This window comes from Paraburkholderia sp. BGA-UO-ETr-F12 (assembly GCF_059567945.1).
Window position 1 is genome coordinate 227,470 of sequence record NZ_JCAQOZ010000056.1, and the last position, 20,313, is coordinate 247,782.

General features: G+C 62.7%; 16 protein-coding genes and 1 pseudogene. All 17 read left to right on the forward strand.

The window, feature by feature from the left end; translation table 11 throughout:
* Nucleotides 1-237: 237 nt before the first annotated feature.
* The 17 genes and pseudogenes from AC57B6_RS24985 (at nucleotide 238) to AC57B6_RS25065 (ending at nucleotide 20,238) form a co-directional block, all read left to right on the forward strand.
* Nucleotides 238-1,164 carry an ABC transporter substrate-binding protein gene (locus tag AC57B6_RS24985; RefSeq protein ID WP_496422291.1) on the forward strand — a complete coding sequence of 309 codons (927 nt, stop codon included), beginning with the start codon at nucleotides 238-240 and terminating at the stop codon, nucleotides 1,162-1,164.
* Entirely contained in the window at nucleotides 1,164-2,813 is a 1,650-nt protein-coding gene (locus tag AC57B6_RS24990) for an amino acid ABC transporter permease/ATP-binding protein (RefSeq protein ID WP_496422292.1), read from the forward strand. The genes AC57B6_RS24985 and AC57B6_RS24990 overlap by 1 nt, the downstream gene beginning before the upstream one ends.
* Nucleotides 2,814-2,880: 67 nt before the next feature.
* Nucleotides 2,881-4,164, forward strand: a pseudogene (locus tag AC57B6_RS24995) (acetamidase/formamidase family protein); the annotation flags it as partial.
* Nucleotides 4,165-4,244: 80 nt separating this feature from the next.
* Complete coding sequence (locus tag AC57B6_RS25000) at nucleotides 4,245-6,641, forward strand: acetamidase/formamidase family protein (protein WP_496422293.1); 2,397 nt, start codon at nucleotides 4,245-4,247, stop codon at nucleotides 6,639-6,641.
* A gap of 80 nt (nucleotides 6,642-6,721) precedes the next feature.
* Nucleotides 6,722-7,135 (forward strand): Rid family hydrolase, encoded by a 414-nt coding sequence (locus tag AC57B6_RS25005; protein ID WP_491563048.1) that lies wholly within the window; start codon nucleotides 6,722-6,724, stop codon nucleotides 7,133-7,135.
* A 598-nt stretch (nucleotides 7,136-7,733) separates the two neighbouring features.
* Nucleotides 7,734-9,053, forward strand: a complete 1,320-nt coding sequence (locus AC57B6_RS25010; RefSeq protein ID WP_244144063.1) for an extracellular solute-binding protein — start codon at nucleotides 7,734-7,736, stop codon at nucleotides 9,051-9,053.
* 7 nt (nucleotides 9,054-9,060) lie between these two features.
* Nucleotides 9,061-9,978, forward strand: a complete 918-nt coding sequence (locus AC57B6_RS25015; protein ID WP_030099156.1) for a carbohydrate ABC transporter permease — start codon at nucleotides 9,061-9,063, stop codon at nucleotides 9,976-9,978.
* A 3-nt stretch (nucleotides 9,979-9,981) separates the two neighbouring features.
* Entirely contained in the window at nucleotides 9,982-10,869 is an 888-nt protein-coding gene (locus AC57B6_RS25020; protein WP_252889769.1) for a carbohydrate ABC transporter permease, read from the forward strand.
* An 11-nt stretch (nucleotides 10,870-10,880) separates the two neighbouring features.
* Complete coding sequence (locus AC57B6_RS25025; RefSeq protein WP_496422294.1) at nucleotides 10,881-11,984, forward strand: ABC transporter ATP-binding protein; 1,104 nt, start codon at nucleotides 10,881-10,883, stop codon at nucleotides 11,982-11,984.
* Nucleotides 11,981-12,856, forward strand: a complete 876-nt coding sequence (locus AC57B6_RS25030) for an FAD binding domain-containing protein (RefSeq protein WP_496422295.1) — start codon at nucleotides 11,981-11,983, stop codon at nucleotides 12,854-12,856. Before AC57B6_RS25025 ends, AC57B6_RS25030 begins: the two co-directional genes overlap by 4 nt.
* Nucleotides 12,857-12,859: 3 nt before the next feature.
* On the forward strand, nucleotides 12,860-13,348 hold the full coding sequence (locus tag AC57B6_RS25035) for a (2Fe-2S)-binding protein (protein WP_144192352.1): 489 nt from the start codon (nucleotides 12,860-12,862) through the stop codon (nucleotides 13,346-13,348).
* Entirely contained in the window at nucleotides 13,341-15,695 is a 2,355-nt protein-coding gene (locus tag AC57B6_RS25040) for a xanthine dehydrogenase family protein molybdopterin-binding subunit (RefSeq protein ID WP_496422296.1), read from the forward strand. Before AC57B6_RS25035 ends, AC57B6_RS25040 begins: the two co-directional genes overlap by 8 nt.
* Before the next feature lie 15 nt (nucleotides 15,696-15,710).
* On the forward strand, nucleotides 15,711-16,592 hold the full coding sequence (locus AC57B6_RS25045; RefSeq protein WP_496422297.1) for an NAD(P)-dependent oxidoreductase: 882 nt from the start codon (nucleotides 15,711-15,713) through the stop codon (nucleotides 16,590-16,592).
* Nucleotides 16,593-16,601: 9 nt separating this feature from the next.
* Complete coding sequence (locus AC57B6_RS25050) at nucleotides 16,602-17,267, forward strand: SRPBCC family protein (protein ID WP_496422298.1); 666 nt, start codon at nucleotides 16,602-16,604, stop codon at nucleotides 17,265-17,267.
* Nucleotides 17,268-17,455: 188 nt separating this feature from the next.
* The gene (locus AC57B6_RS25055; RefSeq protein WP_496422299.1) at nucleotides 17,456-18,595 is read left to right on the forward strand and encodes a porin; all 1,140 of its coding nucleotides are present in this window, start codon (nucleotides 17,456-17,458) and stop codon (nucleotides 18,593-18,595) included.
* Between the two features lie 91 nt (nucleotides 18,596-18,686).
* The gene (locus AC57B6_RS25060) at nucleotides 18,687-18,998 is read left to right on the forward strand and encodes an NIPSNAP family protein (protein ID WP_028194154.1); all 312 of its coding nucleotides are present in this window, start codon (nucleotides 18,687-18,689) and stop codon (nucleotides 18,996-18,998) included.
* Nucleotides 18,999-19,080: 82 nt separating this feature from the next.
* Entirely contained in the window at nucleotides 19,081-20,238 is a 1,158-nt protein-coding gene (locus AC57B6_RS25065; protein WP_042273656.1) for a M20 aminoacylase family protein, read from the forward strand.
* Nucleotides 20,239-20,313: the final 75 nt, after the last annotated feature.

Below are 20,313 nucleotides of genomic sequence, written 5' to 3' on the forward strand. Positions count from 1 at the left end.
TTTCCAGCGATGAGAAGCAGGGCCATGCGGATGGTTTCGCAGCGGGCGTTTCCTTGTGCCTTACGTACGGCGGTCGTGAAGCGCGACGCCGTTGCCATCGAACTTCACGCCCGTACAAGCATTTGTGCGCGCTGGGACAAGTCCCTGGAATTTCGTTCACATACTCTCGCGCTGGTGCGATGCAACAAGGCGTACATCGTGTGGGCCATTGTCATCTGCCGCTTAGGGAGTTCAGTGATGTATACCAATCTTGTCGATCATGGGCATCAAGTCCGGCGCGCGGGCGGTGTTGCGCGGCACTGGCGCGAGCTGGTTCTTGGTGCGGTCTGTTTGCTGACGCTGCTGGTGTCGGGCCAGGCAAAGGCTGCCGCACCGGCGCCTGCCGAATGCGCGGCGCTACAGGCGAAATACCCACAATTCAAGGGCAAGACGCTGATCAACGCGATCAACCCGCACACGCCGGGCTATGAAGCGCTGGACCCGAATGACCCGAGTAAATATGTCGGCTTCGACATCGACCTCGGCGAAGCAATTGGCAACTGCCTCGGCTTCAAGATGGCGTACAAGCCGGTCTCGTTCGCAGCGCTGCTGCCGACGCTGCAAAGCGGCCAGGCGGACATCGTGATCTCCGACATGTATGCGACCGAAGAGCGCGCGAAGGCGGCGGACTTCGTCACGTATTCGAAGGTGTTCGACGGCGTGCTCGTTGCGAAAGGCAATCCGAAGAAGATCAGCGGCATCAACCCGACGATGTGCGGCACGATTGCCGCCGAGAACACCGGCTACGTTGAAGTGCCGCTGATCCAGAATCTTGCGCCGGCCTGCAAGGCGGCGCACAGGCAGGAAGCGTCCGTGCAGCTGTATGACAACAACGCGAACGCGATCCAGGCGATTCTCGCAGGCCGCGCCGACACCTATATCAATGACGTGAACACGGTGGACCAGGCGGTCAAGGCGTATCCGAACCAACTCGAAAAGGCCAGTGCGGTAACGCTGCCGTATTCGATTGGTATCGCCGTGCCGAAGACCAATCAGGCCATGCGCACAGCCGTGATGGCAGCGCTCGTCGCGATTCAGAAGGCCGGCATCCAGGCCGACTTGCTGAAGAAGTGGTCGCTCGGCGTCGAGAACCTCGAAACCCCCAAGCTGGTGGCTTCGAACTGATGAATCTGTTTCTGCACTATCTCGGCCTGCCGTATCTGCTTAGCGGCATCGGTTTTACGATCGAGGTCACGGTCCTCGGGCTGGCGGGCGGTCTGATCGTGGGGCTGGTGCTCGCGAGCATGCAACTGAGCAAGGTGGGGCCGCTCGCCGCTATCGCGCGTGGCTACACGGTCATTTTTCGCGGTACGCCGCTGATTCTGCAACTCGTGTTCGCGTACGACGCGTTGCCGCACATCGGATTGAAGTTGAGCGCGATCGGTGCAGCGGGTCTCGCGCTCGCGGCGAACGAGGGGCCGTTCATTGCGGAAATCCTGCGCGCGGGTGTGCTCGGTGTCGACCGTGGACAACTGCTCGCGGGGCAAGCGCTCGGCATGACGCCGACCGTGCTGCTGCGCCGCGTGATCGCGCCGCAGGCAATCCGCACGATGATACCGGCGCTCGGCAACGAATCGGTCAGCGCGCTGAAGAACTCGTCGCTGGCTTCCGTGATCGCGGTCGACGAACTGACGTTGCGCAGCACCCAGCTCGCGTCGTCGACGTTCGATTTCTTTTCGATCTTCTTTGCGTCCGGGCTGATGTATCTCGTGCTGACCGGCGCGATCGCCGCGATCCAGTTGTTCGCAGAAACCGCGCTCGATCTCGATCGTAGCCCGTCTGGACGCTTTGCACGGCTGCTGCCGTGGCGCCGAGCCCGGATGACGACGAACCCGCCCCGCGCGGGCGTGTCGGTACCCGCCGATGCGTTGCCCGAGCCGACGCCGTCGCACGGACACCTGCCAGAAGGGGGTAACGGGCGCAACGGACACAACGGACGTGACGCTCACGCAGAGCGCGCGCAGCGCTACGCGGCGCTCCAGAAACAGAGTCCGACCGTGCAGGTGAAGGGGCTGAGCAAGCGTTACGGCGAGCAGACGGTGCTCGACGGCTTTGACCTCACCGTCCGCTTCGGCGAAGTTATCGCACTGCTTGGGCCGAGCGGATCGGGAAAAAGCACGCTGCTGCGCTGTATCAATCACCTGGAGCAGTGGGATGCGGGGGAAATCCGCGTCGGCGGCAAGCGCCTGGGTTTTCGGGTCGATGGTCAGCCGATGACCCAGGCCGATATCGCCAACGAGCGTGCGAGTGCGGGCGTCGGCATGGTGTTCCAGCATTTCAACCTGTTCAGTCATCTGACGGCATGCGAGAACATCGCGGGGCCGCTGCGCTGGGTGCACGGCGTGGCGCCTGCCGATGCCGAGCGTAGAGCACGTGAGCTGCTCGAACGCGTCGGCCTCAGTCATCGCGCCGACGCGTTGCCGCGCCATCTGTCCGGCGGCCAGCAGCAGCGCGTCGCGATTGCCCGCGCGCTTGCGCCCAATCCTCGCGTGCTGCTGCTTGACGAACCGACGTCCGCGCTCGACCCCGAGCTGGTCGGCGAAGTGCTCGACGTCATCCAGCGGCTCGTGGACGAAGGCGGTCTGACGATGATCATCTCGACGCACCAGTTGCGCTTCGCCGATCAGGTCGCCGACCGCGTCGTGTTCATGAGCGGCGGCGCGGTGGTCGAACAGGGGCCTGCGCACGACGTGCTCACACGCCCATGCCATCCATTGACGGCGCGATTCCTGAGCGTGATGGGTGCCGACGACCGGCTCGAAGTCGCGTCCTGACGGCGCGCGCCATTCAGCATTGCCCGGCCGTTTGTGCCGGGCGCCTTACGAGGTTCGAACTACCATGAAGCACCATACTTTGCCTGTGTCGCCGGAAACGGTTCATTGGGGATACTTCAGCAAGAAAGTCGCGCCCGCGCTGACGGTGCGCTCCGGCGACCGGATCACGATCGAGACGCTGACCCACCATGCGAACGACGATCACGAGCGGATGGTCGCGGGCGACCCCGGCGCCGAAAGTATTTTTCACTGGACCCGCGAGCACAAGGCCATGCCGCGCCGCGGCGCGGGGCCAACCGAGGGACCGTTTACGTTCGGTTCCGGCGAAGGTGTCGGCGTGCATCTGCTGACCGGGCCGGTCGCAATCGAAGGGGCCGAGCCCGGCGACGTGCTCGAAGTGCGGATACTCGACGTTCGGCCGCGGCCGAGCTGCAATGCGTGTTATCGCGGCCGCTGTTTCGGTTCGAACGTCGCAGCATCATGGGGCTTTCACTATCACGATCTGATCGAGGAGCCGAGGCCGCGTGAAGTCGTGACGATCTTCGAGCTCGACACGTCGGGCGAGCCGTTCGCACGCGCGGTCTACAACTACGTGTGGACGCCGCAGACGGATCCGGACGGCATCGTGCATCAGACGATCGATTATCCCGGCGTGAAGGTCGACCATGCGTCGGTCAGGAAGCGGGAGAACATTCTGTCGAACGTGAAGGTGCCCGCCCGGCTGCATTTCGGCACCATGGGACTCGCGCCGGCGGAGCTCGACTATGTCAGCTCCAATCCGCCCAGCTACACCGGCGGCAATATCGACGACTGGCGCGTCGGCAAAGGGGCGCGGATGTATTACCCGGTCGCCGTCGAAGGCGCCTTCTTTTCGGTCGGCGATCCGCATGCGGCACAGGGAGACAGTGAGCTCGGCGGCACTGCGATCGAGACCTCGCTAACCGGAGACTTCGAATTCGTGCTGCACAAGAAGAACGACCTGGGCGGCACGCTCCTCGAAGGCCTCACGCACCCGATGCTGGAAACCGAAGACCAATGGTCGGTGTACGGCTTCACCTTCCCGAACTATCTGGCGGAACTCGGCCCGGCCGGACAGATCGAGGTGGCCCAGCACGCGAGCGTGGACAAGGCGATGCGCGACGCGTTCCGCAAGCTGCGCCGCTTCCTGATGACCGTGCACAGGCTGAACGAGGACGAGGCCATCGCGTTGATGTCGGTCGCCGCTGACTTCGGCGTCACCCAGGTCGTCGACGGGAACTGGGGGGTGCATGGCTCGATCCGCAAGAACGTTTTTGTCAGCGGGCCATCAATGCAGTCGGCATGCGATGGCGTGAATATTGCTCCGCGATGACCAGCCCGCCTTTTTGAACCATCGAGGTGCAGCGGGTACCTGTGACGCGTTCGCGCTCAGGCATCGGCCTTGGAGTTCACTTGGATCTGCCGCGCTTTACAACCGAATCCTATCCGGAAATTGAACGGCCGCGCGCGTGGCGGGAAGCGCTAGACAGGATGGGATGGCGCAGCGTCGCGATCCTCTCTGCACGGGCGTTACACGGAGTGATCCACGCTCAACGGTCGATCGGCGGCTTCGAGTTGAGTCTGCTGGCGTCCGCTGCGCAGACGCTCGAGCCGAATGCCGCCGGCGGCGAAAGTGTGCTACTCGTGCTGCACCTTGACGGGGCGGCGACGCTGGACACCGTCGGCCGACGCGAGCCGCTGGCGTTGAACGACCTCGTCTATCTGCCGTCGCATGAGGACGCCTCGCTGGTTTTCGCCACGGATTTCCGCGCCTTCGTGGTGCGTGTGCCGCGTGCGGCGATCAAAGGGCGGCTCCTTGCGCCGTCGTTGACGAGTGCCGGACGGATTGCCGGCGATAGCGGCGTCGGCCATGTGTTTTCCGGTTTCCTGGCGTCGCTGGCGGAAAGCCTGGATACGTTGCCGGCCGACGAGTTGCGTCCGCTTGAACTCGTGCTGGTTGAGTTCCTGGTGGCGCTGCTCGCGGCGCATCAGCGCGAAGCGCCGACGAGCGTACTGACATCCTCACAGGCGGCCATCTTCTCGCGCGTCTGCCGCAGTATCGATGCGCGCCTTGGCGACCCGAAACTCAGTCTCGCGCTTCTCGCGGCGGAAGAGCGCGTCTCTCAGCGCTACCTGCAAAAGTTGTTCGAAACCGCGGGCCAGAGCTTCTCCACCTATTTGCGTCTGCGCCGCCTCGAACGTTGCAGGGTCGAACTCGTCGATCCTCAGTACGAAAAGACATCGATTTCGGACATCTGTTTCCGTTGGGGTTTCAACGATCCCGCGCATTTCAGTCGCGCGTTTCGCGAGCAGTATCACACCTCACCGCGCGCCTTCCGTCACGAAGCGAGCCTCGATCTGGCCCGGCATCTGGTGCAGCGCATTTCGCGCGGACTGCCCTTTAAAACGGACGCGCTGCTGCTCCATGCGCAAGGCGCGGCGCCCGCACGGTTGCAAGAAGCAACCCTCGGCGATGTGGATACGGTCGTGGCCAGTCCCCCTGTCGAGGTCGATGCCGCCCCCCCGAGCGGCGCTGCCCGTCGTGCGGGCAAGCCGCGCCACCACTTGTTGCGGGCCACAGCAAACACGGTGCATTGGGGCTATTTCTCGCACGACCTGAAACCCGTGCTCGAAGTCGACAGCGGCGACACGGTGACGATAGAGACGCTGACGCAGCACGCATCGGACGATTGGGCGCGCATGGTTGCCGGCGACCCGGGCGCCGAAAGCGTGTTCCACTGGACCGCCGAGCGCAAGAACGTCAACCGGCGCGGTGCCGGACCGCTCGATGCATCGATCTACGGACGTGGCGCCGGCGAAGGGTTCGGAGTGCATATCTGTACCGGTCCGATCGCGGTACGTGGCGCCGAACCGGGCGACGTACTGGAAGTCAGGATTCTCGATGTGCGTCCGCGGCGCTGCGCGAATCCGCAGTTCAGCGGGCGCGCGTTCGGCAGCAATGCGGCTGCGTGGTGGGGGTTTCATTACCGCGAGCTGCTGACCGAGCCGAAACCGCGCGAAGTTGTCACGATCTATGAGCTTGACGCAGAACCGCAGCCGCACAACGGTCCGCCCCATGCGCGTGCGGTCTACAACTATCGCTGGACGCCGCAGCGCGATCCATTCGGAGTGGTGCACTCGACGATCGATTATCCGGGCGTGCCCGTCGACCATTCGACCATTGAGGAGAACCATGGGATCCTGAAGGGCGTCAAGATCCCTGTGCGCCCGCATTTCGGCCTGATCGCGGTTGCGCCGCAACAGGACGGCCTCATCGATTCGATCCCGCCCTCTGCGTTCGGCGGCAACCTCGACAACTGGCGCATCGCGCAGGGCGCGATCGTCTATCTGCCGATTGGCGCTCCCGGCGCATTGCTGTCGCTCGGGGACCCGCACGCGTCGCAGGGCGATTCCGAGCTATGTGGGACCGCGATCGAATGCTCGCTGACCGGCGACTTTCAACTCGTCTTGCACAAGAGAGCGACGCTGGCCGGTCAACCGTACGCGGACTTGACATACCCGCTCGTCGAAACACCTGAAGAGTGGGTGTTGCACGGCTTCAGCCATGCAAACTATCTTGCCGAATTCGGCACGCACGCGCAGAGTAAGGTCTACGAGAAGCCGACGCTAGATCTCGCCATGCGCGACGCGTTCATCAAAACGCGCCGCTTTCTGATGACGACCAAGGGTCTCACCGAAGATGAAGCAATCTCGTTGATGTCCGTTGCGGTCGACTTCGGCGTGACACAGGTTGTCGATGGTAACTGGGGTGTGCACGCGATCATCCGCAAGGCCTTGTTCACGGACTAACCAATTTCCGATGCGTTCGCTATGGCGTTGCCAGCAGTGGTACGCGTACGACGCTTTTTTTATTCATGGAGTGATGGCAGATGGATGTATCAACAAAATTCTGGATGGTGGAGGACGCGCCCACCCCGGTCGGTCCCTTCTCTCATGCGACCGAGCAGAGCGGCTGGGTGTTTCTCACCGGCCAGATGCCGACATTGCCGGACGACGACAGCGCACCGCTTCCCGAAGGCGTTGCCGCACAGACGACGCAGGTGATGGACAATCTGGTCCTCGTGTTGAAGGGGATCGGACTTGGCCTCGAACATGTCGTCTCCGTGCGGATCTTTCTGGCCGAGTTCAAACGGGATTATGCGACGATGAACGCGGTCTATGCCGCCCGTTTCCCGCAGGGGAAATTGCCGGCGCGGACCTGCATCGGCGTGACGGGATTGGCGCGCGACGCGCTCGTCGAAATAGACTTCATTGCCCATAGGCCGAACTCGGCAGCCGCCTGATACTCGACTTGCCATCTGCACGGGAATCCAGTCGACAGCCTGCTTTTCGACGTGTCGTCTTTCTCCCGTGCCGTACAGCGGTGTTCAGGTGGCGCGGGATGCCTTGAATTGCACGAGCGCGACGGCGATGGCTGTCAATGACCCAAACGAGCGGACCGGCGACGGGATCGTCGCGAATGCATTCGACCGCAGCACCACTTCGCATACTCCTTCCCGTATTCCTTCGCGTCCCGGCACGCCAATGGTGCAGCAATGCACGAGAAACTGGCATTCGATAGAACCCCCGCCACATCGCCCCTCCAAAACTCGCCCGGATTCGCGTTTTCCAGTTTCTATCGTCGATTGACGATAAAAGTTACTCGACCAGTCGAGAGAATTCATCCGACCAAATAGCAGAAAATGCGGGGAATCGATCAAATTTGGCTCGCCGTAGCAGTCACATGTCGGTGCGGGAAAAATTCTACGAAAAACGTATGTCGTCAGTTGACGATTTATTTTATCGAAGATATCTTCGCGTCTCAAGAGGTGGCCGGATCAGCGGCTACGCCACGTGTGAACAGCGCCGCGCAGGCGGTCGGAGCGAACCATGAGTAACGTCGTGAATAGATTCGGAAACGGTCGTCGTCGATTTCTACAGCTGTCGGCGGGCGCGGGGCTCGCCGCTTCAGGTCTGGTCGGTGGGATGTCGCGGGCCTTCGCTGCAGACAGCGTGAACCTCCATACGTGGTCGGCCGGCGTCGATACGGTGAAGCGCATGCTCGTGCCGTTTCAGAAGGAAGCGGGGTTGAACGTCAACTACAACAACCTCCCGTTCGCACAGTATCGGGAGGCGATGGTGACGAAGTTCGTCGGCCAGGCGCCGATCGACGTGCTGTGGGTGTCCGACGGCTGGCTGCCCGAGTGGGCCGACGCGGGCTGGCTTGCGCCGCTCGACGGCTATCCGCAACTGCTCAAGTACAACGGCGAGGTACAGGACTTTTGCACTCAATCGATGCGCTACAAGGGGCGTCAATACGGTCTCACGTACTACACCGACTACATGGCGTTTCTGTACGACGCAGACAAGCTCGCCAAGGCGGGCATCGCGGCGCCGCCTGCAACATGGGACGAACTGGTCGCGCAATCGCTGAAGATCAAGAATGCGGGTCTGTCGCAATACCCGCTGATGCTCTCGATGGCGCGCGAAAGCTGGCTGATCGAGTTCATGTCGTCACTGGTGTTTTCCAACGGCGGACGCTTTGTCGACGACAGCGGCAAGGCGGTGATGGACGATCCGAAGCACGGCGCGCTCACGTCGCTGCAATGGGTTGCTGATGCGGTCAACAAGCACCGCATTGTTTCGCCTGCCTGCGTCGAGTTGGGCGAGTTGAACGGTTTCAAGGCCGTCGCGTCAGGCAATCACGCATTCGCGTTGTTGCCGCGCTACCGGATTCAGGCGCTTAACGATCCGCGCCAGTCGCGTGTCGCGGGCCATATCAAACAGGCGCTGATGCCGGCCGGCCCGAACGGTTCGCACGCCACGGTTGCGTGGATGCGCATGCACGCGATGAGCGCCGCCGCCGGCGCCAACAAGACGCGGGCCGCCGAGGCGACGCGCCTGATCGAAGCGTTCGGCGGACGATTCGACGGGCAGTACGCGTTCCAGAAGGCGATGTTCCTCGATACCGGCACGGCGTTCGGCGTTAAACCGCTCTTTAACGACCCGGAAGTCCGCGCCGCGTACGAAAAGTATGGCGATTTCTCGATGTTTCAGAAGCAGCAGGATCTGGCGCGCAAAAAGGATGTGATTACGCGCTGGTTCGGCGAGTGGGATGAGACCAACGGTACGGCATGGCAAGCGGCGATCCTCGGTCAATCGAGCGTCGCTGATGCGCTGAAGACGTCCGCGCAGAAGTGGACCGCGTTGAGCAAAGCCTGAGGTCGATATGAGCGTTCAAGCCCTGGGCCGCCGCTGGCTCGCCAGACATTCCGTGGCGCCCTCCGATCAGCGCAGCGCCATGCTGCTGCTGACTCCGATGATGCTGGTGCTGCTCGCGGTCGCCGTGTTTCCGGTGCTTTACTCGTTCTGGACGAGCCTGTTCGACATTCATTTGACGCGAATGAACAGCGTGTCGTTCGTCGGACTGGGCAACTACATCCAGACCTTCCGCGACCCGATGTTCTGGGCAGCAGTCGAGCGCACTGCATGGTTCACCGTCGTGTCGGTGCTCGCGATCATGGTCATCGCGACGCTGATGGCGCTATTGCTGAATCAGGAGTTTCCCGGCCGGCGCATCCTGTCGACCGCCTTGCTGATTCCATGGGCTATTCCGTATGTGGTCGACGGTCTGATGTGGAAATGGATCTACGACTCAGGGTACGGTGCGCTCAACGGACTGCTGTTGCAGCTTGGCGTGATCGGGCAGTACATGGTGTGGCTGGGCGACACGCACAAGACGCTGGCGTTGATCTGTAACGCGTTCGTGTGGAAGGAAGTGCCGCTCGCAACCATTCTGTTGCTCGTGACGATGAAATCCATTCCGTCGGACCTGTACGCGGCCGCTCGCGTGGACGGCGCCAATCTGTGGAGCCGATTCGTGCACGTGACGCTGCCGGCAATGCGTCCTGGCTTCATGCTCGTGATGATCTACGAAGCGATGATGGCGGTGCGTCACTTCGACCTCTTCTTCATTCTGACAGAAGGCGGTCCGGCCGACGCATCGCACGTGCTCTCCTGGCATATCTACGTGGAGACGTTCCGCAACCTGTCGTTCGGCACCGGTGCGGCGGTCGCGTATGTGCTCGCGCTCGCCACGTTCGCGATGTCGTACGCCATCATCCGTCTACTCGGCAAGAGGCTCTAAGGGATGTCATCTTCTCTGTTTTTCAAACGCCTGGCGCTGCTGGCCGGTTCAATCGTGATGTTGCTGTATGTACTGGCACCGGTTGCGTGGCTGCTGTCGTCTTCGCTGCAGCGCGAGGCGGATATCACGTCCATTCCGCCGCACTGGATTCCCCATCCGCCGACGCTGTCCAGCTTCAAGGCGATCGTCGCGGCGAGCACTGGCACAGCGCCGGACGACGGCAACGCCGCGTTCATTCCGTCCACCGCGCAGTACCTCTTGCCGGCGCTGCGCAATAGCCTCGTGGTTGCCACAGCGGTGGTGTTGCTGAATCTGCTCGTCAGCGTTCCCGCCGCTTATGCGATGGCGAAGATCCGGTACATCGGCCGCGATCTGTCGGTGTATTTCATGCTGGCTACCCGCGTGATTCCCGATATCGCACTGGTCGTACCGTTCTTTCTGTTCGTGCGCAAGCTCGGGCTGCTCGACAGCGTCGGTTCGTTGATCATCACTTATCTGGCGATTACGGTGCCGTTCAGCGTCTTCATGTTGCTTAGCTATTTCGAGTCACTGCCGGACGAACTCGACAAGGCGGCTCGGGTCGACGGCTGCTCGCGGATTCAGGCTTTGCTGAAGGTGTTTTTGCCGCTCGCGGTGCCGTCGCTCGTCGCCGTCATCATGTTCACATTCCTGACGAGCTGGAACGAGTTCCTGTTCGCCTTGATGTTTACGCAGACCGCCGCGTCGCAAACCGTCCCGATCATCGTCGCGTCTTTCACGTCGGATTTCACCACGAGTTTTTCGTTCATCAACGCAGCCGGCGTGGTCGCGATCGTGCCGCCGGTGATCATTGCCGTGGTGTTCGAGCGTTACATCGTGTCCGGTCTGACTGCCGGCGCGGTAAAGGGATAAAGGGAAACGTCATGGCTCAAATCGAATTTCAGCAGGTCGGCAAGCAGTACGCGAACGGGCACGTTGCACTGGACAACCTGAATCTGCAGATAAAGGACAAGGAGTTTCTCGTTCTGCTCGGACCCTCCGGATGCGGCAAGTCGACGACGCTCAACATGATCGCCGGCCTGGAGGAGGTCACGCAGGGCAGCTTGCGGTTCGACGACGTCGAAGTCAACGCCTTGCCGGCGCATCGGCGCGATGTGGCGATGGTGTTTCAAAGCTACGCGCTGTATCCGCACAAGAACGTGTACGACAACATCGCCTTCGGCCTGCGGATGCGCAAATATCCGCAACAGGAGATCGATGCGCGGGTGCGAAGAGCCGCGCAGTCGCTTGAAATCGAGCATCTGCTTGACCGGCGCCCCGGGCAACTGTCGGGCGGGCAGCGCCAGCGCGTTGCGCTCGGCCGCGCAATGGTGCGCCAGCCCGCGGTCTTTCTGATGGACGAACCGTTGTCGAACCTCGACGCTGCGCTGCGCGTGTCGATGCGCGCAAGCATCAAGGCATTGCATCAGTCGATGCAGACGACCTTCGTGTACGTGACGCACGATCAGGCCGAAGCGCTCACGCTGGCCGACCGCATCGTCGTGATGCGCCAGGGCGTCGTGCAGCAGATCGGCTCGCCGGACGACATCTACGAGCGGCCTGCCAATAAGTTTGTCGCCAATTTCCTCGGCAGCCCGCCGATCAACTTTATCGACGGCGTGCTGATGCAAGGCGAGCGCGGTCTGCATTTTCGCAGCGGCGATCTTTCGCTCGCCCTCGATGACGAAACGCAACGCCTGCTTGCCGGATGCAGTGGCCGGACCGTGTCGGCCGGCATTCGTGCCGAGGACATCGACGAGCATGGCGAGTCGGCCGATTGTTCGCTGACGGGCGATATCGCCTCGTTGCTGCCGGTCGGCTCCGATCAGTTCATCGGCCTGCAATGTTTGGGGCAGTCGATGTTTTTTCGTGTCGGCAAGGAGCGTTCATGCAAGGTCGGTGAACGTGTGTCCCTGTCGATCAACCGCCGCCGTCTGCACCTGTTCGATCAGGCGAGCGGTGTGAACCTGAAGGCGCAGGGCGCATGAAACCCGCGGTATTTTCGTATCACCGGCCTCACACGCTTGAAGATGCGCTGTCGTTGCTCGCGCTGCACGGCTTCGACGCCAAAGTCATCGCCGGCGGCCAAAGCCTCGCGCCGATGATGAACATGCGCTTTGCGCAGCCGGCGCATCTGATCGACCTCAACGCGTTGCCGCAACTCAGCGGCGTGACGCTTACGGGTGAGTCGCTATCCATTGGCGCGATGACGCGTCATCACGAGGTGGCCACCAACAGCACGGTGCGCGCCGCTTGCCCGCTGCTCGCGCAAGCAGCCGCGACCATTGGGCACTACGCGATCCGCCAGCGCGGCACGCTTGGGGGCAGCCTTGCCCATGCGGATCCTGCGGCGCAAATGCCGTTGATCGCAAGCACGCTGGGTGCCCGCATCGAGATTGCCGGACCGGACGGCAGGCGTGAAGTGCCGGCCACCGAGTTCCTGATTGCGGTGATGACGACCGATCTCGCCGTGGAAGAAATCATTTGTGCCGTGCACTTTCCGGTGGCACGCCCGCACGAACGACACGCATTCGAACTGTTTAGCAGGCGGCACGGCGATTTCGCGATTGCGGCTTGCGCACTCAGCGTCGTGCTCGAAGGCAACCGATTCTCCAGCCTGCGCATCGGGCTCGGCGGCGTGGCGGATGCGCCACTCGTGCTGAGCGAACTCGCTGCAGCCTTCGTGGGCGCACTGGCCGATGCATCGACACTGGCTGCAATCGCCGACGCGGTGGCAGGCGCTATCGATCCGTACGATCAACCGGACATCAGCGCCGCTTACCGGCGCGATCTCGTCAAGGCGCTCGCTGCGCGCGCGTTGCAACGCGCGACGCGGCCGGACAATACGACCTCGAAGTAAGTCATGGAAAAAAAAGCAATTTATCTCGATGTGAACGGCACCCGTCACGAACTGCATTGCGAGCCTCGCAAGCTGCTCTCCGATGTGCTTCGGGAAGACTGCCGTCTGACCGGCACCCACGTCGGCTGCGAGCATGGCGTATGTGGTGCATGCACCGTGCTGATGGACGGCCGCCCGGCGCGCTCGTGCCTCGCGTACGCCGTTCAGATGGACGAAGTGCGGATCACGACGATCGAAGCTGTCGCGCAGGACGGCCGTCTCTCGCCGCTGCAACAGGCGCTGCACGAGTGTCATGGGCTGCAGTGCGGCTTTTGCACGCCCGGCATCGTGATGACCTTCGAGGCCTATCTGCGCGAGCATCCAAGCCCATCTGAGGCCGAGGTGCGCGAGGCGCTTTCCGGCAACCTGTGCCGCTGTACCGGGTACCAGAACATCGTGCGGGCGATCCTGCTCGCGGCCGCGCGGATGCGCGGGGAGAGCGCCGATGTCTGAGCAGACGTTTCGCTACCTCAACAAGGCGGTGCCGCGCACCGAAGACTATCGCCTGCTGACGGGCTATGGCCGCTATCTCGACGACATCGAAATCGCGGGTGCCCTGCACGTGAGTTTCGTGCGCTCGCCGCATGCGCATGCGCGCATCGTCTCGGTGAATACCGCGGCGGCTGCCGGCATGCCTGGTGTCGTGACCGTCGTGACCGGGCGGGAGCTGGCGCAGTGGACCACGCCGATGCGCGTCGCCGCGCCGATCGAGGGCTTATTGCCGGTCGAGTTCGCGACGATGCCGACCGACATCGTGCGCTTTCAGGGGGATCTTGTGGCGTGTGTGGTCGCCACGGACCGGTACCTCGCGGAAGACGCGGCGGAGCAGGTCATGGTCGAGTTCGAGCCGTTGCCTGTGGTGACCGATATGTGGCAGGCGCTCGAAGCCGATGCCGTGCAAGTCGACCCCGGCGTGCCCGGCAATCTGGTGTCGCACCAGACCTACTCGAACGGCGACCCGCAGAGCGTGAGCCGGCACGCTTACCGCGTGGTCGAGGCGACCTTTCAGCAGCAGCGGCAGACCCATGTGCCCATCGAAACGCGCGGTTGCGCAGCGGTCTGGGACGCCGGGCGCGATCACCTGACATTTCACATTGGAACCCAGGTGCCGCATCCCTTGCGCACTCAACTCGCGCAACGGCTCAGGCTCAGCGAGTCGCAGGTGACGGTGATTTCGCCCGATGTCGGCGGGTCATTCGGTCAGAAAATCGCGTTGTATCGCGAAGAGCTGACCGTCGCCGCGCTCGCGCGTCACCTGAAGCGGCCGGTGCGCTGGCGCGAGGACCGTCTCGAGAACCTGACCGCAGCGGCTAATTCGCGCGAAGACTTCTGCCGCACGCGCGCCGCGGTGGACGAGCACGGCACGCTGCTCGCGCTCGATCTGGAGATCCGCGAAGACTTTGGCGCGTATTGCTTCTTTCCGGCGAACTACCTCGCACGCGTTGTCGCTATGGTGTTGAGCGGACCGTACCGGCTGCAGGACTACGCGTTCGACGTGAAAGTCGTGCTCAGTCACAAATGCGGCAATGCCCCGATGCGCGCGCCGATGTCCATCACCAGCTGGGTTATGGAAGGCACGATGGAAGCCATCGCGCGCGAACTGAAGCTGGATCCGGTCGAAGTGCGCCGCCGCAACCTGTTGACGCCGGAAGAACTGCCGTACCGTACGGCCACTGGCGAATTACTGGCCGACATCACGCCATCGCAGACCTTCGAGGCGGTGCTGGCAGCTTTCGACTACGACGCGTTTCGCGTTCGCCAGCAGGCGGCGCGGGCGGCCGGCCGCTATCTTGGGCTGGGTCTGTGCAATGTGGTCGAACCGACGACTTACGGCTCGCGCTTCTATAAATCGGCCGGCATTCCGGGCTCGGGACACGAGGCGAGCTGGATCCGTATCGAGCCGAGCGGTGTCGTGAATGCGTCGGTGGGTCTCGGCCCCAGCGGACAGGGATATGAAAGCGCGATGGCCAACGCGGTGGCGGAAGGTCTCGGTGTCCATCCGTCGAGCGTGCATATTCATCTGGGCCATACCGATATCGCGCCATACGGGATGGGCAGCCGCGGCGCCCGCAGCGGCACGGCGGGCGGCGGTGCGCTGTATTTGTGCGCGCTCGACGCGCGCCGCAAAGTGCTCGCCATTGCCGCCGCCTGTCTCGGCCTGGACGATAGCGACTCGCTGCGACTTGTCGATGCGCGCGTCGAGCGCCGTAGCGGCGACACCTGGGTGGACGCGGGTCTAACGCTCGCCGACGTGGCGCGGAGTGCCTATATGGATCCTACTTCGCTGCCGCAGGGCCTCACGCCCGGTCTCGAGTTTCACCTGACCTACGACCCGCCGCCGATGACCTACTCGAATTCGACGCACGGATGCGAGATCGAACTGGACGTGGCCACCGGTGCAATCCATTTTGCGCGCTACGTGATCGCCGAAGACTGCGGCACGCTGCTCAATCCCACCGTGGTGACCGGGCAGCAACATGGCGCCGTGGCGATGGGATTGTCTGGCGCGTTGTTCGAGCATACGCGCTACGACGAAACGGGACAGAACGTGACCGGCTCGCTTGCCGACTACATGATCGCCACTTCGACCGAATTACCCAACATCGAGATCATCCCGTTGCACACGCCTAGCCGTGCGACGGCGGCGGGCATCAAAGGGATGGCCGAAGGCGGCGTGATGGGCGCACTCGGTGCCTTGACCAACGCTGTGAACGATGCGCTAGCGCCATTCGGCGTGGTGGCCGACCGTCATCCTTTGACTCCCATGCTGTTGCGCGACCTGCTGCGCGACACACTCTGACTGGAACGAACAATCATGAATCAATCTGCAATCAAACCCGCTATCGGCTTCATCGGCCTCGGCATCATGGGCGCCGCGATGGCGGCACGGCTCGCCGCAGCCGGCTATCCGCTGCACGTCTATAACCGCACGCGTGCGAAGGCCGCGCCGCTCATCGAGGTGGGCGCATCCTGGCACGCTACGCCGAAGGCGCTCGCTGAAGAAACCGACGTGATCATCACGATCGTCGGCATGCCTGACGATGTGCGCGCGCTGTACCTCGGCGACGACGGCCTGATCGCGAATGCGCGGCGCGATGCCGTGCTGATCGACATGACGACTTCGAGCCCGCAGCTCGCCGAAGAGCTAGCCGTGCACGCCGCAGCCAGCGGCGTACACATGCTGGACGCGCCGGTTTCGGGCGGCGATGTCGGCGCGCGCGAGGGACGGCTATCCATCATGGTGGGCGGCGCGGCCGACGTGCTCGCGCGCGTCGAGCCGATCCTGCGCCACCTCGGCTCCAAGATCGTGCTGCAAGGCGGACCGGGTGCGGGTCAGCATACCAAGCTGTGCAATCAGATCGTGATCGCATCGACGATGCTGGGCGTGTGCGAAGGCCTGGCTTATGCACACAGCGCCGGCCTGGATGCGCAAACCGTACTGAGCGCGATCGGTGGTGGCGCGGCCGGCGGCTTTCAGTTGAATAACCTGGGGCCGCGCATCGCGAAAGGCGATTTCGCACCGGGCTTCTTTATCGAACATTTCATCAAGGATATGCGGATCGCGCATGAGGAAGCCGCGCATATGGGACGTGAGTTACCGGGGCTGAACCTGGTGCGCAGTCTTTATCAGAAGCTCGCTGAGGAAGGCTTTACGCGCAACGGTACCCAGGCGCTCTTCAAACTCTACGAGCGCTGAGGCGTGGCGATGAAACTAGCTGATCAATGCATTCTGCCCGCCCGGGCCGATGTCGTGTGGCGCGCGCTGAACGATCCTGCCGTGCTCGAGGCGTGTCTGCCCGGGTGTAAAACGCTCGCGATGCTGGACGAGCGGCATTTCGAAGCGACCGTGCAGATTCGCGTGGGGCCGGTGGCGGCGACCTTTAAAAGCAATGTCGAGCTGTCGGACCTCGATCCGCCAAGGGCTTACACAATTGTCGGCACGGGCAACGCGGGCGCGGTTGGCTTTGCCAAGGTCACGGCGCGCGTGCAGCTCGAACCGGCAGCCGGGACCACGGTGCTCGCATACGACGCGGACGTCGAAATCGGCGGAAAGCTGATGAGCGTGGGATCCCGCCTGATTCAGTCCGCGGCGGGCAAGAATCTCGACGCCTTCTTCGGCGCGCTGAAGGCGCACATCGAAAAGGAGGCGGTACCCGTGGACGCTATGCAAGTCATCGAACCGGCGCCGCGGATACATCCGGACGACACGCCACTGACGGGCAGCGTGCAAGGTCAAGCGCACGTCGAGACGAAGCTGCCCACCGTCATGTCCGAACCCGGCTCGGCATCGGGTCTGCGGGTCTGGCTGGTCGGAGCGGGTTCCGGGCTGCTTGGTTTGCTGGTGGGATTCCTGATTGGGCATGCGGCCTGACGGTCCATGTTGCGATGATGGCGCCCGGCCTGCGTGCAGACCGGGCACCGTTTTGAAAAGTAAGGAGCCTGGGCGCTGCAATGCTTGAGCGCGCCGCGCATCGATTACAAGCCGTTCGAGTGGCAACCTTGTTCGTTCTGTAGTTCAGCGTTTGACCCAATCAACTTTTTCATTGGACAGGAATTCTCGTGAGTAAAAAAATAGTTATCCTAATGGCGCTGACCTGTCTGGCCGAGGCAGCGCAGGCGCAAAGCAGCGTGACTCTGTACGGCGTCGCTGACGATGGCATTACCTACACCAACAATCAAGGCGGGCATGCCAATTACCAGACCTTCAGCGGTGGTCTGGGCGGAAGCAAGTTCGGGCTGCTGGGCAGCGAGGATCTGGGCGGTGGCACGCGTGCAATCTTCCAGCTGGAGAGCGGCTATGACCTGAACAGCGGCAAGCTCGGCTATAACAACCGGCTGTTCGGCCGTCAGTCATATGTGGGTTTGTCCGGCAACTACGGGAGCGTGCGCCTTGGGCGGCAGTACGACTTCATGGTGACCAATCTGCAGGCGCTGACATCTGCGCAACTGTTCGGCGGCTCGCTGTCGTCGCATGCGGGCGACGTCGACGGGATCTGGGGCACGTATCCCGTCAGCAACTCGATCAAGTATGTGAGCCCGACGTATCACGGCCTCACGGCGGGCGCGCTCTACAGCTTCGGCGGCGTGGCCGGTTCGGTAGGCGAATCGCGACAGTATGGTTTCGGTCTGAGCTACGCGAATGGCCCGCTGAAGCTGGCGGCCGCCTATCTCTACGTGAACAACCCGGCGGTGACGCGCTTTGACGGCACCACGGGGGCGACGGCCGGCGGAGCGTTTACGAACCCGGTGACGAACCCGATCTACAGCGGCTATGCGACCGCGCACAGCATGCAGACCCTCGGCGTGGGCGGCAACTATCAGTTCGGCGCGACGACACTCGGCGCGCTTTACACCGATACGCGCTTTAACAACGCAGTCGCGACAACCACCACCACGTTCCAGGGTTCGGCAACGCTCGATTCGTACGAAGCATTCGTCAGCCATAACTTTGCGCCGGCAGTCATGGCCGGTCTCACGTACGACTACACGTCGTCGCCGCATGCGCACTACAACCAGGTGGCTGCGGGTTCCCAGTATGCGTTTTCCAAGCGTACTTTCACCTATCTGATCGTGGCATGGCAACGCGCGAGCGGCGTCGATTCGACCGGGCATGCGGCCGTGGCGGATCTGACATACCTGTCGCCTTCGTCGACGCCGAATCAGGTCGCGGTGCGCTTGGGTATCCGACACAACTTTTAACCTGCGGTGGAGCACAGGTCTGCCGGGCGGCGTGACAGCGTGCCCGGTGGCCGTCGTTTTGTGAGCGTTTGAATTGCAACAGGAGGCAATCATGCTGGTGGAAATGCGTACGTATCAGATTACGGCAGGAAAGGTAGGTGAGTTTCTGCAAATCTACGAGCGCGAAGGGCTCGCGATCATCAGTCAGTACGCACGGCTCAAGGGCTGCTGGACCAAAGACTCGGGCACGCTGAACTCGGTCGTGTTCTGCTGGAGCTATGACGACTACACGCATCGCGCCGCGCAGCGCGCGAAGCTCGCGGCGGACGAGCGTTGGCAAGCCTTCACGCCTCGCATCCTGCCGTATCTGGTGCATCAGGAGTCGGTGTTCCTTGCCCCCGTGCCGTTTTGCCCGGCTGACTGAAGCAGCCGAAGCGGTGAAGTTCTCTGACTCGCGGAGCGTGCAACGGTACTTGCCGCGCCGCGCTGCGTTTGTGAGGTAATCGATGATTGAAGCTGATTTGGTCGGCAAGATGGTGTCGTGGCGTCGTGCATTGCACGCGCACCCGGAGACCGCGTTTGAGGAAGTCTCGACAGCACGCCTCGTGGCATCGACACTGCGCGAATACGGTTTCGAAGTGACCGAAGGTGTCGGCAAAACCGGTGTGGTCGGTACGCTGCGAAGGGGGCACGGTCCTGCGCTCGGCTTGCGCGCGGATATGGATGCGCTGCCTATGGTGGAGTACAACGAATTCGCGCACCGCTCGCAACACCGCGGAAAAATGCATGCGTGCGGCCACGACGGTCACACCGCGATGCTGCTGGGTGCTGCTGCTTCGTTAAGCCGCGATACCGGTTGGGGCGGTACGGTTCACGTGATCTTCCAGCCGGCCGAAGAGGTGGCGGGCGGCGGGCGCGTCATGGTCGAAGATGGACTGTTCGAGCGTTTCCCGTGTGACGCGGTTTTCGGCCTGCACAACTGGCCAGGCTTGCCGCTCGGGCATTTCGCAATCAACCGTGGCCCGATGATGGCCTCGTTCGATACGTTCGAGATTGTGGTCGACGGCAGGGGCTCGCATGCCGCAATGCCGGAAGAGGGGATCGATGCGCTGGTCTGCGCAAGCCACGTGGTGATCGCGCTGCAGACGATCGTGAGCCGGCGCGTCTCACCGAAGGAAGCATGCGTAGTGAGCGTCACGCAGATTCATGGCGGCGAGGCCTGGAATGTGTTGCCCGACCGCGCCGTGATTCGAGGCACGGTGCGCTGCTTCGAGCGAGGCGTGCAGGAGCGCGTGCGGGGCCTGCTGGATGAAATCGGCACGCTCACTGCCAGGGCGCATGGCGCAAAAGCAACGCTGTCCTACCACTACGGCTATCCGGCAACGATCAATGCACCGGCCGAAGCCGACGTCGCGCTCGATGCGGCGCGTGCGACCGTCGGCGCGGCGAAGGTGACGTTAGGCTGTAAGCCGTCGATGGCTTCGGAGGACTTCGCGTTCATGGCGCAGGCGAGGCCAGGTGCGTATGTCTGGATGGGCGTCGACGGGCCTGAGCCAGGCGCTCCGCTTCACAACCCGCACTACGACTTCAATGACGACGCATTGGCTACCGGTGCATCGTATTGGGTGAACGTCGTGAAGGCGTTTGGCGTTGCGCGCGTGTGAAGCCTGGCAAGTCAATCGGAACGCTTATCGCGAAGCTCGAAGAGCACGATTAGTGTCGCGACCGCGCAGGCCGGC